General features: G+C 62.3%; 13 protein-coding genes. 10 read left to right on the plus strand and 3 right to left on the minus strand.

The annotated features are described in order from the left end of the window. Positions 1 to 1,484, minus strand: a 1,484-nt coding sequence (locus tag B2994_RS03335) for a phosphomethylpyrimidine synthase ThiC (RefSeq protein WP_291526968.1), incomplete at its 3' end; no start/stop codon positions are given. Between the two features lie 33 nt (positions 1,485 to 1,517). Further along, the gene (locus B2994_RS03340) at positions 1,518 to 2,375 is read right to left on the minus strand and encodes a hydroxyethylthiazole kinase (RefSeq protein WP_349675655.1); all 858 of its coding nucleotides are present in this window, start codon (positions 2,373 to 2,375) and stop codon (positions 1,518 to 1,520) included. Positions 2,376 to 2,576: 201 nt separating this feature from the next. Between B2994_RS03340 and B2994_RS03345 the strand changes: the two genes are divergently transcribed. Further along, positions 2,577 to 3,977, plus strand: coding sequence for a C1 family peptidase (locus B2994_RS03345; RefSeq protein ID WP_291526969.1), 1,401 nt, complete (start codon positions 2,577 to 2,579; stop codon positions 3,975 to 3,977). Here the strand turns inward: B2994_RS03345 and B2994_RS03350 are convergent. Then, positions 3,919 to 4,236: a helix-turn-helix domain-containing protein gene (locus B2994_RS03350; RefSeq protein ID WP_291526970.1), complete on the minus strand. Its 318-nt coding sequence runs from the start codon at positions 4,234 to 4,236 to the stop codon at positions 3,919 to 3,921. The genes B2994_RS03345 and B2994_RS03350 overlap by 59 nt on opposite strands. A 127-nt stretch (positions 4,237 to 4,363) precedes the next feature. Here B2994_RS03350 and B2994_RS03355 point away from each other — a divergent pair, with 127 nt between their 5' ends. From B2994_RS03355 to dnaE, 9 genes are all read left to right on the plus strand, one after another. After that, complete coding sequence (locus tag B2994_RS03355; protein ID WP_291526971.1) at positions 4,364 to 5,836, plus strand: glycine--tRNA ligase; 1,473 nt, start codon at positions 4,364 to 4,366, stop codon at positions 5,834 to 5,836. Next, positions 5,837 to 7,123 (plus strand): tRNA dihydrouridine synthase DusB, encoded by a 1,287-nt coding sequence (gene dusB, locus B2994_RS03360; protein WP_414630632.1) that lies wholly within the window; start codon positions 5,837 to 5,839, stop codon positions 7,121 to 7,123. A 143-nt stretch (positions 7,124 to 7,266) separates the two neighbouring features. Further along, positions 7,267 to 8,460 (plus strand): cell division protein FtsZ, encoded by a 1,194-nt coding sequence (gene ftsZ, locus B2994_RS03365; RefSeq protein ID WP_291526972.1) that lies wholly within the window; start codon positions 7,267 to 7,269, stop codon positions 8,458 to 8,460. A 45-nt stretch (positions 8,461 to 8,505) separates the two neighbouring features. Then, positions 8,506 to 8,982 carry a cell division protein SepF gene (locus B2994_RS03370; protein ID WP_291526973.1) on the plus strand — a complete coding sequence of 159 codons (477 nt, stop codon included), beginning with the start codon at positions 8,506 to 8,508 and terminating at the stop codon, positions 8,980 to 8,982. Positions 8,983 to 9,066: 84 nt separating this feature from the next. Next, positions 9,067 to 9,348, plus strand: a complete 282-nt coding sequence (locus B2994_RS03375) for a YggT family protein (protein WP_291526974.1) — start codon at positions 9,067 to 9,069, stop codon at positions 9,346 to 9,348. Between the two features lie 139 nt (positions 9,349 to 9,487). After that, the gene (locus tag B2994_RS03380; RefSeq protein WP_291526975.1) at positions 9,488 to 10,801 is read left to right on the plus strand and encodes a DivIVA domain-containing protein; all 1,314 of its coding nucleotides are present in this window, start codon (positions 9,488 to 9,490) and stop codon (positions 10,799 to 10,801) included. 27 nt (positions 10,802 to 10,828) lie between these two features. After that, the gene (locus B2994_RS03385) at positions 10,829 to 11,353 is read left to right on the plus strand and encodes a signal peptidase II (protein ID WP_291526976.1); all 525 of its coding nucleotides are present in this window, start codon (positions 10,829 to 10,831) and stop codon (positions 11,351 to 11,353) included. A gap of 6 nt (positions 11,354 to 11,359) precedes the next feature. Continuing rightward, entirely contained in the window at positions 11,360 to 12,322 is a 963-nt protein-coding gene (locus B2994_RS03390; protein WP_291526977.1) for an RluA family pseudouridine synthase, read from the plus strand. A 52-nt stretch (positions 12,323 to 12,374) separates the two neighbouring features. After that, the gene (gene dnaE / locus B2994_RS03395) at positions 12,375 to 15,929 is read left to right on the plus strand and encodes a DNA polymerase III subunit alpha (protein ID WP_291526978.1); all 3,555 of its coding nucleotides are present in this window, start codon (positions 12,375 to 12,377) and stop codon (positions 15,927 to 15,929) included. The last annotated feature ends 49 nt before the right edge of the window (positions 15,930 to 15,978 follow it).

Raw genomic sequence — 15,978 nt, forward strand, 5'->3', positions numbered from 1 at the left:
GAGGTGACGGCGGAGTTGCCCATGTTGGCGTTGAGCTTGGTGAGGAAGCGGGATCCGATGATCATCGGCTCGGCCTCGGGGTGGTTGATGTTGCAGGGCAGTACCGCGCGGCCGGCGGCGATTTCGGAGCGGACCAGCTCCACATCGCAATTCTCGCGTTCGGCGACGTACCGCATCTCCGGCGTGACGATGCCGTGGCGGGCATACCACATCTGGGTGATCGGATGGTCTTTGGCGCGCATCGGATCATGCTTGCGCCCACGCCATTCCTTGGTGGCACGACCGCGCTTGATGGCGCGCTTGCCGTCGTCGCCGAGGTTGCGCCGGCGGCCTTCGTATTCCTCGACGTCGCCGCGGTCTCGGATCCAGTCGAGGCGCAGAGGCGCCAGACCTTCCTTCGGATCGCATTTGGGGCCTTCGGTGTTGTAGTCGATGAAAGGCGCATTCGGGCCGACGCCGGGGGTGTCGGTGAGCTTGATTTCGGTGTATGGCACTTCGAGATCGTATTCGCCGTACTGATACTTGAAGTGCACGGCGCGGGTCTTGCGGATATGCGCCTTGTCACGCTGCTTGGAGCTGCGCGCGGCGATGTCGACACGCTGCTGCTTGGCGAGCTTCTGGGCTTCCTTGGCGTCGCGTGCGTTGGTGAACTTCTTCTCGGTGGCCTCGCTGCCCGCGGCGGCGCGGCCTTCCTGCTCCGCCTGGGTGTCGGCGGCCGGAGCATGGGTCACAATGCGCTTGGCATAGCCGTGCCTGGTGGTGCCGCGCACGGCCTTCCACCCCTCGACCATGGCGCGGGTGGCCTCTTCGGGGTTGTCAGCGCCGGCGATGGCGGACACCGCGAACCATCCGGCGGCCCTGGTGCCGGCCAGCATGGTCATGTCGGCCGCGGTCACGCCTCCGCCGACCACCACCGGGAAGTCGCAGGCCTCGCAGATGGTGTTGATCTGCGCTTCGTCCAAGGTGTGCCCGGAACCGTCATTGCCGCCCACCGAGGCTTCGGGCTTGGTGGAGGAGCGGTGCAGCGGGCCGGCGCCGATGTAGTCGATGCAGCCGTCGGGCAGCTCGTTGATGAGCTTGACCAGACTTTCGGTTTCGGCGCTCAGGCCGACAATCGCCTCATCGCCCAGAAGCGCCCGGGCCTCGCGCGGCTCCATATCGGTCTGGCCGATGTGCACGCCATCCACCTTGATGCCCTTGCGGCGTGCCTGCCATACCACGTCCACACGGTCGTCGATCACGAAGGCGACGGAATCGGACTTGCCGTTGTCCTCGATGATCTGCGCGATGTCGGTCGCCGTGGCGGTCAGTTCGGAGGCGTCGGCGTTCTTGTCTCGCAGCTGGATGAAGGTCGCGCCGCCGTTCAGGGCCTGATCCACCACATCGGTGATCGGACGGCCCTTGCAGTCCTCGGGGCCCACCACGAAGTACGCGGACAGGTCGAAGCTGTCGCGCATCGAGGCGTAGGGGTATTCGTTGCTCATGGATTTCCTTTCCTGCTTGTTGCTACGTGTCCATTACAGTTCGATATTCATCGGCGCGTCGGCGATCCGTTCCGGGCCGGTGTTCCAGAGGGCGTCCAGCAGCGCGACCTGGAAGGATCCCGGTCCGTTCGCGACTGCCGCCGCCGCCTCTCCCGCGCGGTTGTATAGCAGTGATGCCGCCAATGCGGCGGTGAGCGGATCCGCGACCGCCAGATAGACGGCGGTGATGCCGCCCAATGAGCAGCCGGCGCCGGTGATTTTGGTCATCATCGGGCTGCCGCCGGGCAGTCGGTATACGGTGGCGCCGTCGGTCACCAGATCCACGCCGCCCGACACGGCTACGGCCGCCTGGCCGTCCGTCGCATGATCGGCCAGAAACCGCGCCAGGGCCACGGCCGCCGTGCGTGCCGCGTCCACCTCGTCGGCGGATTCCACGCCCACGGGTTTGGCGCATCCCTCGACCAGCCCCCACATGGCGGCCAGTGCGATGGTCTCCGAGGCGTTGGCGCGGACGATGGTGGGGGGCGCGGCTTTCGTTGATGTGAGAATCGCCGTGCGCGTCGATCCGATGCCCGCGGCCACCGGGTCGAGCACCCAGCGTTTGCCAAGCTCGTGGAATCGCCGTGCGATGTCGGGTATCGCCTCCCGGTAGAACGGCAGCAGGGTGCCCACATTGATGTAGTTGGCACCCGCGATGGCGGCGGTGTCGATCACGTCGTCGGGCAGCAGGCTCATGGCCGCGGCGCCGCCCGAGGCCAGCTGCGCGTTGGCGACGAGATTCATCGTCACGAAGTTGGTGAAGGACTGGACAAGTGGCGTGGTGGCGCGCACGGCCTTTCCCGCTGCGAGAATGCGGCCCCGGATCGGGTCGTCGATGTCAACTGCATCCACTGCGTGCTCCCTACGCTGGTTTTAGCCAACAGGTTCTAAGGGTCAGGTCTTCGGACCAATCTCAACTGCCGAACTTCCCGGCGGTTCCCCTGCGTTCAAGTATCGCCTGCAAGCATATGCCGAACGTGGGACGCTCCGCCCATGGCGGCGGCACCGGCGTACGATGGGCATCGTTTCACTGCCACCAAATTCGAGAGGATGATGATGATCGATCCATCAGACAAGGCCGTCAGCGCCGATGCATTGCGCCGCTATTCCGAAGCGTTCCGCGCCGATCGGGCCAATTTGGTCGCCGCGAACGCCGCGGTGTCCTCCGGCGTGCTGAACGCCGCCATCGACTATGCGGGGTTGCGCAACCTGCCGCGCGACTTCTCCATTGAACTCAAACAGGGGTCCATCACGAACCAGGAGCATTCGGGCCGCTGCTGGATGTTCGCCTCGCTCAACACCCTGCGCTACGAGCTCATGCACCGGTGGAACCTTGAGGATTTCGAATTCTCCGAAACCTACCTGTTCTTCTGGGATGCGGTGGAAAAGTCCAACACGTATCTGGAGCAGGTGCTCGAGACCTTGGACGAGCCCGCTGATTCCCGGCTGTTCGAAACGATCACCGAAGGCCCCGCCGACGATGGAGGCTGGTGGCAGATGTTCGCCGCGCTGGTGGACAAGTACGGCCTGTGCCCGAAGTCCGCGTATCCGGAATCCGCCAATTCGCGTGATTCGGGCGCCTTCAAGCAGTATCTCAACACCAGACTGCGGGAGTTCGCCGCCGATTTGCGCCGTCGCCATGAGGCCGGGGAGGATCAGGAGACCCTGCGCGCGGCCAAGCGCGAGGATATGGCCACCGTGTACCGCATGTGCGCGATTGCGTTGGGCGAGCCGCCCGAGACCTTTGATTTCCTGGCCCGCACCAAAGGCGGGGACAACGCCGCCGAGAACGAATCCGATGCGTCGGGCAGGGACGCTCGCCCGCAGATCCGCGAATTCGGCATCACGCCTCTGGAGTTCTACAAAAAGTATGTGCCGGTGGACGTCGACGATTTCGTGACGCTCGCCAATGCGCCCATGGCCCGCACGCCGTTCGGCAGACGCTACCGCATTCGGTTCACCGCCAATGTGGTCGAATCCGGCGATATGGAATTCCTCAATGTTCCGCTTGAGGTGTTCCGCAAGGCCGCCGTCGATCAGCTCTCCGCGGGGCATCCGATCTGGTTCGCCTGCGACTGCCACCAGTTCGCGCTGCGCAAGCAGGGCGTATTCGACTGCGACACCGTGCGCGTCGACCAGCTGTTCGGCACCGAGTTCTCCCTCGACAAGGCCGACGGGCTGGAATATGGCGATTCGCCCAGCAACCATGCCATGACGCTGACCGGCGTCAATCTCGACGGGTCCGGCAGGCCAGACCGCTGGAAGGTCGAGAACAGCTGGGGCAAGGACAATGGCAAGGACGGCTACTTCGTCGCTTCGGCGGACTGGTTCGACCGTTTCGTCACCGAATTGATCATCCGCAGGGAGTTTCTCGATGCGGCGACGCGTGAGCTGCTTACCGCCGAGCCCGTCGAGCTTGATCCGTGGCAGCCGCTGACCCGGATGTGCCGGTGACGTCCGGTTTGTGACAGTCGCTATCGCCGTGTGCGTTCCTCAGGAGTCCGCGCTCCAATTCCGTCATGGAAACCGGCGTGAAGGAGATCGCGAACCCCAGGCGTTCCACGGCGGCGGCGATTTTGTCGAATGAGGGGTCGTTCCTGCCGTTGAGGATGCGTGAGATCATGGATTCGGTCAGGCCCGTGGCCTGTGAGAATTCAACGGCGTTCTTGCCGGTCAGCTCCATCATGCGGCGGATCAACTCTTGGGAATTCATGATGCCATCTTATAAGGGGGCGGTGGGACGGCCCGGACATCGGGGGTTCCCGCCGCTGTCACGATCTGGCGGTAGTCTGAAGCGGTTGTAAGTCAGTCCCCAAACCGTTCATACCAGAAGGTGCATTGTGGCTCAGTCAAAACTCGATGAAGTTGTTTCCCTCGCGAAGCGTCGCGGATTTGTCTTCCCCGCCGGCGAGATCTACGGCGGCACTCGTTCCGCATGGGATTACGGCCCGCTTGGCGTCGCGCTGAAGGACAACATCAAGCGCGAATGGTGGCGTTCGATGGTGGTCACCCGTCCCGACATCGTCGGCGTCGACACCTCGATCATCCTGCCCCCTGAAGTCTGGGTTGCCTCCGGCCATGTGAGCGTGTTCAACGATCCTCTGGTCGAATGCCTGAACTGCCACAAGCGCAACCGCGCCGACAAGCTCGAGGAGTCCTACGCCGAGAAGCATGGCGATGTCATGCCCGAGAACGGCATGGCCGACATCGCGTGCCCGAACTGCGGCGTGAAGGGCAAGTGGACCGAGCCCCGCGACTTCAACATGATGCTGCGCACCCATCTCGGCCCGGTCGAGGACGAGAACAGCCTGCACTATCTGCGTCCGGAAACCGCCCAGGGCATTTTCGTCGACTTCAAGAACGTGATGACCTCGTCCCGTTCCAAGCCGCCGTTCGGCATCGCCAATATGGGCAAGTCCTTCCGCAACGAGATCACCCCGGGCAACTTCATCTTCCGCACCCGCGAATTCGAGCAGATGGAGATGGAGTTCTTCGTCAAGCCCGGTGACGACGAGCAGTGGCATCAGTATTGGATCGACGCCCGCACCCAGTGGTACATCGATCTCGGCGTCAAGCCGGAGAACCTGCGGCATTACGAGCATCCCAAGGAGAAGCTGTCGCACTACTCCAAGCGCACGGTCGACATCGAGTACAAATTCGGCTTCCAGGGATCCGATTGGGGCGAGCTTGAGGGTATCGCGAACCGCACCGATTACGATCTGACCGCCCATTCCAAGCATTCCGGCGAAGACCTGAGCTACTTCAACCAGGCCACCGGAGAGAAGTACATTCCGTATGTGATCGAGCCCGCCGCCGGTCTGACCCGTTCGCTGATGTGTTTCCTCGTCGACGCCTACGACGTGGACGAGGCCCCGAATACCAAGGGCGGTGTGGACAAGCGCACCGTGTTGCGTCTTGATCCCCGTCTGGCGCCGGTGAAGGCCGCTGTGCTCCCTCTGAGCAAGAAGCCCGAACTGCAGACGGTCGCCCAGAATCTGGCCAACGATCTGCGGCAGAACGAATGGATGATCGATTACGACGAGTCCGGCGCCATCGGACGTCGTTACCGTCGTGAGGATGAGATCGGTACCCCGCTGTGCATCACCGTGGACTTCGACACCCTTGAGGATCAGGCCGTAACCGTTCGCGACCGCGACACCATGAACCAGGAGCGCATCTCCCTTGACAAGGTGTCCGAATATGTGGATGCCCGCATTGGCGAGAAGCGCAGCCGCGTGCCGCTCAAGCCCGTGGAATTCGGCGGCGAGGCATGGCCGGCCACCGGTGTTCAGGAAGCCGGCGGTCTGTACTAAGTGACCGAAGAAACCGTTATCGACGAGCGCGGCGATTCCATGGTGGGGGTCGATCCGCGCTCGCCGCATAGTCAGTCTTCTCAGTCCTCTGCCGAATCTTTCGGAGCTCCGGAGCCTTCCGATTCTCGCGCCGACGCGCCGATTATGAAACCGGTTCGCCTGGGGCCGATCACCGTGCCGACGCCGGTGGTGCTGTCGCCGATGGCGGGGGTCACGAATTGGCCGTTCCGCGTGCTTTGCGAGGAATACGGTCCCGACGGCCTGTATGTGGCGGAGATGATCACGGCCCGTGCGTTGGTGGCCCGCAATCCCAAGGCGCTGCGCCTGTGCCGGTTCGCGCCGAGTGAGCGCGTCCGCTCCCTGCAGCTGTACGGGGTGAATCCGTCGATTACCGAACAGGCCGCGAAAATCGTGGTGGACGATGGCATGGCCGATCATGTGGATCTCAATTTCGGCTGCCCGGTGCCCAAGGTCACGCGTCGGGGCGGCGGCTCGGCCCTGCCGTGGAAGACGGATATCTACAGCGAACTGATTTCCCGGGTGGTGAAGGTGTGCGATGCGGCGAACATCCCCGTCACCGCCAAGATTCGTGTCGGCATCGACCATGAGCACGAGACCTTTCTCGAGGCCGGGCGCATTGCGCAGGAGGAGGGCTGCAAGGCCGTCACCCTGCATGCCCGGACCACCGCCGAATATTACGGCGGTCATTCGGATTGGTCGCGCATCGGCGAGTTGAAGGCCTCATTGGATATTCCGGTGTTCGGCAACGGCGACATCTGGGGTGCTGGGGACGCCTTGGCAATGGTTCGCGAAACCGGATGCGACGGCGTGGCGGTAGGCAGGGGATGCCAGGGGCGTCCGTGGCTGTTCGCCAATATCAAGAACGCCTTTGCCGGCAGTCCCGATCGCATGAATCCCACCCTTGGCGAGGTGGGGCGAGTGATATTGCGCCATGCCACGTTGCTCGTCGATTTTTATGAAGGCGACGAACGCATGGCCGTGCATGATCTGCGCAAGCACATAGCGTGGTATCTCAAGGGATTCCCCGTCGGCGGCGGCACGCGCAGGGCCTTTATGGAATGCGAAAGCGTCGAGGATGTACGCCGCGAGCTTGATCGGCTCGATCCGACCATCGAGTATCCTCCCCGTGTGGCCGACAAGCCACGTGGGCGCGTCCGATTCGCCAAAAAGGTTCATCTGCCATATGGGTGGCTTGACTCGCGGACCACCACGCACGAGGAACGGGAAGCGCTGTTCGGCGACGATCCGATGGACGCCGCATACTAGGCGGTTTTTGCGGCCGCGCGTCGCCCGTCTGGACGACGTGACCGAATTGAACAGGCAAAAGCGCCACACGCCGGGAATGTTCATATCCTTGTGGAGGCGGTGCGATACAGTATTGCGTAACCGTGAGTGACAGGAGCCTAACCGTGAGCGAGATTGCCCAGGACGAATTCAATGATCGCACCAACATCAAGGTTGTAGGTGTTGGCGGCGCCGGCGGCAATGCAGTGAACCGCATGATTGCCGAAGGGCTGCAGAACGTGGAGTTCGTGGCCATCAATACCGACGCCAAGGATCTGCTGCGCTCGGACGCGGACGTCAAGATTTCGCTGTCCGATAAGACCAGCCGTGGACTGGGGGCCGGCGCCGACCCGGAAAAGGGCGCCAAGGCCGCTCAGGACCATCAGTCCGACATCGAGGAGGCCCTGAAGGGGTCGGATATGGTGTTCGTCACCGCCGGCGAGGGTGGCGGCACCGGTACCGGCGCCAGCCCGATCGTGGCCCGCGCGGCGCGTCAGCAGGGTGCGCTGACCATCGCCGTGGTGACCCGTCCGTTCACCTTTGAGGGGCCGCGTCGCTCCGCCTCCGCGGAATCCGGCATTGCGAACCTGCGCAAAGAGGTTGACGCCCTGATCGTCATTCCCAACGACCGTCTGCTTGATCTCTCCGACCGCACGGTGTCGGTGATGGATGCGTTCAAGACGGCCGATACCGCATTGCTCGCCGGTGTCCAGGGCATCACGGACCTGATCACCATGAACTCGTACATTCATGTGGATTTCTCGGATGTCACCGCCATTCTCAAGGATGCCGGCACCGCGCTGTTCGGCATTGGCGCCGCCCGTGGCGAAGACCGCGCAACGCAGGCCGCCGAAATCGCCATCAGCTCCCCGCTGCTCGAGGAGAGCATCGAGGGCGCCCATGGCGCGCTGATCAACGTGGCCGGTCCGACCGATCTGACCATGCAGGAGGCTTCCGCCGCCGCCCAGCTGGTGCAGGACGCCATTCATCCCGAGGCACAGATCATTTGGGGCCTGGCGCTGGACGACTCGTACGGCGACGAAGTCCGGGTTACGGTTATCGCCGCCGGGTTCGACGCCACCGGCAAGCAATCCACCGAGTCCAAGACGGAGGAAGCCAGCGAGGTCAAGCCCCTGACCGACTATACGGCCGAGCAGCCCGTTACCAAGCCGGCCGTTCCCCAGCAGCCCGCCGACCCCCAGCCCGTTGCCCCGGAACCGACGTCGTTCGACGCGACCGGCGAGCGGACGGCGATTCGCCCCTCCGTTGCCCCCGTCAACGATCCCGGCGATTTGGACATTCCGGATTTCCTGCGCTGATTTGCTTGGTCTGACTGGGTTTCGTAAGACGGTAAGGAGTATGTCGTGGCTGGTTTCATGAAAAGTGCAATGTCGTATCTGGGCATGTCGGACGTGGCGGATGACGACGACGATTTCGACGACGTGTCGGACGAGGCGTCGACGTCGTTTGATTCCGATCATTCGGTGACTCCGCAGCCCAGTGCGCCCGCCTCGACCGCCGCCGCTTCGCGCGAGGCCGCCGCGTCGTTCCAGCAGGGTCGCATCAACCGCATCACCACCATTCACCCCAAGACGTATGAGGATGCCCAATTGGTGGGGCGCGCGATTCGCGACGGCGTGCCGGTCGTGCTGAACCTCACCGGAGTGGCCGAGGCCGTGGCCTATCGCATCGTTGATTTCTCCGCTGGCGTGGTGTTCGGCGTTCGCGGTTCCATTGAGCGGGTCACCCCCCGTGTCTTTCTTCTGAGCCCGGCACAGGTGAACATCAAGGTCGAGGAACCGGCGCAGGCGACTTCGGCGCATGATCTGTTCGCCGACTGACGGGCGCGGCGGCCGCCGTGGTCGCCGCATCGGCATTCAGTTCACGTCCAGCTTGGCGTATCGACGCATGTTAGGGTAGGCAGCATGCTGTTTTTTCTCATTCGGTGGGTTGTTGACCTTGCCATCGATGCCTATATGCTGATTCTCTTTATTCGCATGTGCCTGGATTGGGCGTCCGTTTTGGCGCCCCGGTGGTATCCGCGTGGTGTGGTGGCAAGCTTGATCGGGGTGGTGTATAACGTGACGGAACCGCCGTTGCGATGGCTTCGCCGCTACATCAAGCCGCTGCCGTTGGGCATGATGAGCCTTGACATGAGTTTCATGGTGCTGTGGTTTGCCCTTATCGTGCTGCGGGTTCTGATCTAGGTTCATTGGCGTCGACGGGAAACCGCCGCAAATGAGCGTGCCATAGGCGTTTGTGGTGGCTCATGGGTTGGCTACGTGATACAGTCGAAAGTCGAAGCCAACGTAATCAGGCATAGCCCCAAAGTGAGGTGGGAACAATATGGCTCTTCTGACGCCTAAGGATATTAGGGAGCACACCTTCCAGACCGTCCGTTTCAAGGAAGGCTACGATGTCGATGAGGTTGATGATTTCCTGGATCAGGTGACCGCGACCGTAGAGGCTTTGGGCAAGCAGGCTGTCGCCTCCACACAGTCTTTGGGTCCGGATGTCGCGCCGCTGAATGCGAAGATCTCCGAGCTGAGCTCCCAGGTGGATGCTCTGAGGGCCGAGAACTCCCAATTGAAGATGGCTGCGCAGCAGGCCGCCGCGGCAGCGCCCGCTGTCAACGCGGCGAACGCCGCCAAGGTGACCGAGGCCGAGGAGAACGCCAAGGCTTTGGCCTCGCAGAACGAACAGCTCAAGGGACAGGTGGATCAGCTCAACAAGCAGATCGATCAGCTGACCGCTCAGGCGGCTCAGGGCGGCGATGAAGCCAAGACCCTCGCCAATCAGCTGACCGCCGTCCAGAACGAACGCACGGAGGCGTTGAACCGCGCCGAGGCCCTGACCAACGAGCTTGCCGAAGCCAAGAGCCAGGCTGCCGCGGCCGCCGCCCGGATCGAGCAGACCGTCGCGCAGGCCAAGCAGAATGCCGATCAGGCGGCTTCCCAGATCGCCGAGCTCAACAAGCGTCTCGAGGAATCGAAGCAGCGCGAGGCGTCGCTGCGTGATCAGGTTTCCAAGATCGAGCCGTCCACCGAAACCGGCAGTCTCAAGAAGATCGCCGGCGCGGGTGCCGATGCCACCACCGAACCCGAGCGTGCCACCGCCATGCTCACCCTGGCGATGCAGCTGCACGATCAGTATGTCGATAAGGGCAAGGCCAAGGGCGCCGAGCTTATCGCCGACGGCCAGGCCAAGCATGACGATGCCGTCGCCAAGGCCAATGACTACTCCCAGCGCACTCGTTCCGAAGCCGATGACTACTCCAAGCGTGTGCACAACGACGCCGATTCGTACTCCGAACATGTTCGTTCCGAGGCTGACGGTTATTCCGTCAAAACCCGTCAGGATGCCGACATGTATTCCAAGAACAAGCACAACGAGCTGGACGAGTACGAGCAGGAAGTCCAGAAGCGCGCTCAGGAATACGACAAGCAGACCCGTGACGGAGCCGATCAGTATGCGGCCGACGTCAAGGACAAGCTCATCACCCAGTCCAAGGTCATCGAGGGCAATATCCAGGGTCTCAAGCAGTTCGAGGCCGAATACCGCAGCCGCCTGACCGAGTTCCTCGGACAGTTGGTCAACCAGGTGTCCGACACCAACGCCTTCCAGAGCGTCGAGTCCATGCACCCCGACAAGAACCGCTGATAGGTTCGGCGTACTGGTATATCCCGTATGACCCGATACCCTGACTCCGCAAGACGGCTGCGCATCCGTGTGGCCGTCTTTGCCTGCATAGCGGCGGTGGCGTTGGCCGTCGACCAGATTACCAAGGCGCTGGCCCTGCGATTGCTTGGCGAAACCGTATCGATTCGTCTGATCCCCGGTCTGCTGGGGTTGCGCCTGGTGCATAACCCCGGAGCGTCCCTCGGACTCGGTTCGAATGTCACATGGATCATCTCGCTGATCGCGCTGGTTGCGTCCATCGCGATGGTGTGGGCCGTCGTTCGCACCATTTCAATGAAATGGACCGTGGCGCTGGGCTTTGCGTTCGCCGGGGCCGTGGGCAATCTCATCGACCGCGTCGCGTACGCGGATGGGTTCCTCAACGGCAAAGTGGTGGATTTCATCGATTACGGCTGGTCGGTCGGCAATGTGGCCGATATCTTCCTCATGGGCGCCGGCATCGGCATTGTGGCGCTTGTTGTTTTCGGAGAGCCTTTTGACGCCGGTAGTCTTGAAGAGCGCAGCGAGGATTAGCGCGCGATGAGTCGTCTGGTTCTCGCGCCCGACGCGTTGGTCGGCAGGCGCCTTGATGTGGCCGTATCCAAAATGCTTGGTGTTTCCCGCGCCAAGGCGAGCGAATTCATCGTTTCCGGGCAGGTCTCCTCTCTGGATCGCCAAATTTCCAAATCCTCCATTCTGATGGCGGGAGAGACGTTGGAAGTGAATCTGCGCGACGAGGAGCCGGCGCCCGAGCCGGTGGCCGACGATATGGCCATTGTGTATGAGGACGACGATGTGGTGGTGGTGGACAAGCCCGTTGGCGTGGCCGCTCACGCGTCGGTCGGTTGGACCGGCCCCACGGTGCTTGGCAGCCTGCTGGACCGTGGCGTGCGGATCACCTCGTACGGTGCCCCGGGCAGGCAGGGGATCGTGTCTCGTCTGGATGTCGGTACGTCCGGATTGATGCTGGTGTGCAAGTCCGAGCTCGCCTATGTCGAGATGCGGCGGCAGTTCTCCGAGCATGAGGTGCGGAAAACCTATCATGCCGTGGCGCAGGGCAACCTCATTCAGGACAGGGCCACGATCGATGCGCCTATCGGCCGGGCCAAGGTGTCCGATTTTCGCTTCACCGTCACGCCGGCGGGCAAGGAGGCGATCACGCATTGGGATGTGCTGGAGCGCTTCGGCGAGGCGACGCTGGCGAGCGTCAATCTCGAAACCGGTCGCACCCATCAGATTCGCGTGCATTTCTCGTCCATTGGCCATCCGCTGGTGGGCGACCCGATGTATGGCGCCAATCCGAGGCTTTCGGAGGAGTTGGGGCTGGATCGCCAGTGGCTGCACTCGATGAAATTGAGGTTCCGTCATCCGCGCACCCATGTGTGGACCACGGTGTCCAGCCGGTATCCACACGACCTGCAGCATGCGCTTGATGTGCTTCGCAGGCGTCGGGCCATGCGCTCCGAGCGCGATGAAGGCGGGGCTCGGGCCGAATCGCAGTGATATGGGATCCTCCTGCGGGATTCCGTTGCGGGGGTGAGGTAGATTGAAAGGCATGGCTGATTCCGGAAACTTTGTGCATCTTCATAATCACACGCATTATTCCCTGCTGGACGGTGCCGCGAAGATTCCGAATCTTGCGAAGAAAACCGCCGAATTGGGCATGCCCGCCGTCGGCATCACCGATCACGGCAATATGCACGGCGCCTACGAGATGTACACCAACTGCGTCAAAGTCGGCGTGAAGCCGATCATCGGCATCGAGGCGTACGTCACCCCGGAAACCTCCCGCTTCGACAAGTCCCGTGTGCATTGGGGCACCGAAGACCAGCGTCGCGACGACGTCTCCGGCGGCGGCCTGATCACCCATCTGACCCTGTGGGCCGAGAACGACAAGGGTTTGGTGAATCTGCTGAAGGCCAGCTCCGACGCCAACCTCGAAGGCCGGGTGCAGCGATACCCGCGTATGGATAAGGAGATCCTGAGCAAATATTCCGGTGGGATCATCTGCGGTTCCGGGTGCCCTTCGGGAATCGTGCAGACCAGGCTCGCGCTCGGCCAATTCGACGAGGCGCTGCGCGCGGCCGGGGAATTGCAGGACATCTTCGGCAAGGACAACTTCTTCATCGAGATCATGGATCATAATCTCACCATCGAGAAGCGCAATGTGCCGGGTTTGCTGGAGATCGCCAAACGGCTCGACGCGCCGCTGCTGGCCACCAACGACTGCCATTACGTCGAGGCCAAGGACGCCGAGGCCCAGGACGCCATGCTGTGCATCAATTCCGGTTCGCATCTCGATGATCCGGACCGTTTCAAGTTCGAGGGAAGCGGCTACTATCTCAAACCCGCCGACGAGATGCGCGAGCTGTTCAAGGACTTTCCGGGAGCCTGCGACAACACGCTTGAGATCGCCGACCGGTGCAATGTGATGTTCGACGATGGCGAGGACGGCGCCTTCATGCCGAAGTTCTCCTGCCCGGAGGGGTGGGATGAGACCAGCCTCTTCCTCAAGAAGGTCGAGGAGGGGCTGGAGCGCCGCTATGACGGCCATCCGCCGATGAACGTGCTCAAGCAGGCCGACTACGAATGCGGCGTGATTTGCCAGATGCAGTTTTGTGGATACTTTCTGGTGGTGGCTGACTACATTCAGTGGGCCAAGGACCACGGCATCATGGTGGGGCCCGGCCGTGGATCGGCCGCAGGCAGCATGGTGGCCTATGCGATGGGCATCACCGAGCTTGACCCGTTGGAGCACGGTCTGATCTTCGAGAGGTTCCTGAACCCGGAACGCGTGTCGCTGCCGGATATCGACGTGGACTTCGACCCGGTCGGCCGAGCCAGGGTCATCGAGTACTGCGGGGAGAAATACGGCAAGGACAAGGTCGCGCAATGCGTGATCTATGGTGTGATCAAAACCAAACAGGCTCTGAAGGACTCCGCCCGTATCATGGGCTATGAGTTCTCGATGGGCGACAAGGTCACCAAGGCGCTGCCGCCCAGCAAGAACGGCAAGGACGCCTCCTTGGCGGAGATTTTCGACCCGACGTCGAAACGCTACGCCGAAGCCAGGGAATTCCGCGAGCTGTACGACTCCGATCCGGATGCGCATCGCATCATCGACAAGGCGAAAACCATCGAGGGGCTGATCCGGCAAACCGGCGTGCATGCGTGCGCGACCATCATGGGGTCGGCGCCGATCACCGATACGTCGCCGCTACTGGAGCGAACCGACGGCACCATCACCACCACCTTCGAGTACCATACCTGCGAGACGCTGGGATTGGTCAAGATGGATTTCCTGGGGCTTTCCAACTTGACGGTGATCCACGACACCCTGAAGAACATCGAGGCGAACGGCAAGCCGGCCATCGACTACACCAAGATCCCGCTGGACGACGCGGCAACCTACCAGTTGCTCGCCCGGGGCGACACGCTGGGCGTGTTCCAGCTTGATTCCGACGGCATGCGCGCGTTGCTCAAATCGCTCAAGCCCGATAACTTCAACGATATTTCCGCTCTGATCGCCCTGTATCGTCCGGGCCCGATGGATATGGACTCGCATAACAACTATGCGAAGCGCAAGAACGGCTTGCAGAAAATCGAGCCGATCCATCCCGAGGTGGCCGAGGCGCTGGCCCCAGTGCTGGACGAAACCTACGGCCTGATCGTGTATCAGGAGCAGGTGCAGGCCGCGGCGCGTATTCTCGCGGGCTATTCGCTGGGCAAGGCTGATGTGCTGCGCCGAGCCATGGGCAAGAAGAAGCCCGAGGTGCTGGCCAAGGAGCAGGTGCCGTTCTTTGCCGGCATGAAGGAGCACGGGTATTCGCAGGAGGCCGCCCAGGCCGTGTGGGATATCTTCGTGCCGTTCTCCGGCTACGCCTTCAACAAGGCGCATTCCGCGGCGTACGGTTTGATTTCCTACTGGACGGCGTATCTGAAAACGCATTATCCGGTGGAGTTCATGGCCGCCCTGCTGCAGGGCACTCGAGACAACAAGGACAAAACGGCCCTGTACCTGGGCGAGGCGCGGCGCATGGGCATCCAGGTCCTCTCTCCCGATGTCAACGAGTCCCGGTTCGAGTATTCCGCAGTCGGGGACGTCGTGCGTTTCGGTCTGGGCGCCATCCGCAATGTCGGCGAGAAGGCCGTGGCCGCGATTATCGCCGAGCGGGGGAGCAAACGCGGCAAATTCGTCAATTTCATGGATTTCATTCGCCGCGTGCCTTTGGAGGCCCTGAACAAGCGTTTGGTGGAATCGCTGATCAAGGCCGGCGCGTTCGACTCCGTCGATCCGAATCGGCGCGCGCTGTTCACGGTGCATGAGGCCGCCATCGATTCGGTGGTTGGGATCAAGCGCAAGCAGGCGGAGGGGCAGTTCGATTTGTTCGCGGATGACGACGGGTCGTCCGACGCCGACGCCATGGGTGACGCCGCGATCAATGTGCCCGACATCGAGGAATGGGACAAGAAAACCAAGTTGAATTTCGAGCGCGAAATGCTCGGACTGTATGTATCGGATCATCCGCTGTCCGGCATGCAGTCGGTGCTGGCGTCGCTGCGCGAAATGTCCATTGCGCATCTGATTGACCGGGCCAAGACCATGGGGGACGGCCAGCAGGTTCTGCTGGCCGGTCTGATCACCGGCGTGGATCGTCGCGTGTCCAAGAAGGGCAATCCGTGGGCCATCGTGACCATTGAGGACATGGAGGCGTCGATCCAGTGCATGTTCTTCGGCAAGGTCTATGAGGCCGCGGCCGCCGATATGCAGATCGACACCGTGGTGCAGATCCGAGGCCAGGTGGAGGTGCGCGACGAATCTGTGTCGCTGCGGGCGGTTGAGATGCAGGTGCCGGTGCTGGAGGCGGCTGATGAGCGCGCGGTGGTGATCACCTTGCCGCAGGTGGCGTTGTCGCGGAGCAATATGCTGCAGCTTGGCAATGTGCTGCAGAGTCATCCCGGCTACTGCGAGGTGCATCTGGCGATTGTGGACGACAGGGGCAACGCCCGGGTGCTCACGTTCGGCGATCGTTTCCGTGTGAAGCGCGACACTTCGCTGTTTGCCGAGATCAAGACCATCTTCGGACCGAGTTGCCTGCCCGCCGCCTGACACCTGGATCCCGGCACCGGACGCCGCGTCGTATCACGGGCTGTGCGCC

It is taken from the genome of Bifidobacterium sp. UBA744, from assembly GCA_002298605.1.
GTDB lineage: Bacteria > Actinomycetota > Actinomycetes > Actinomycetales > Bifidobacteriaceae > Bifidobacterium.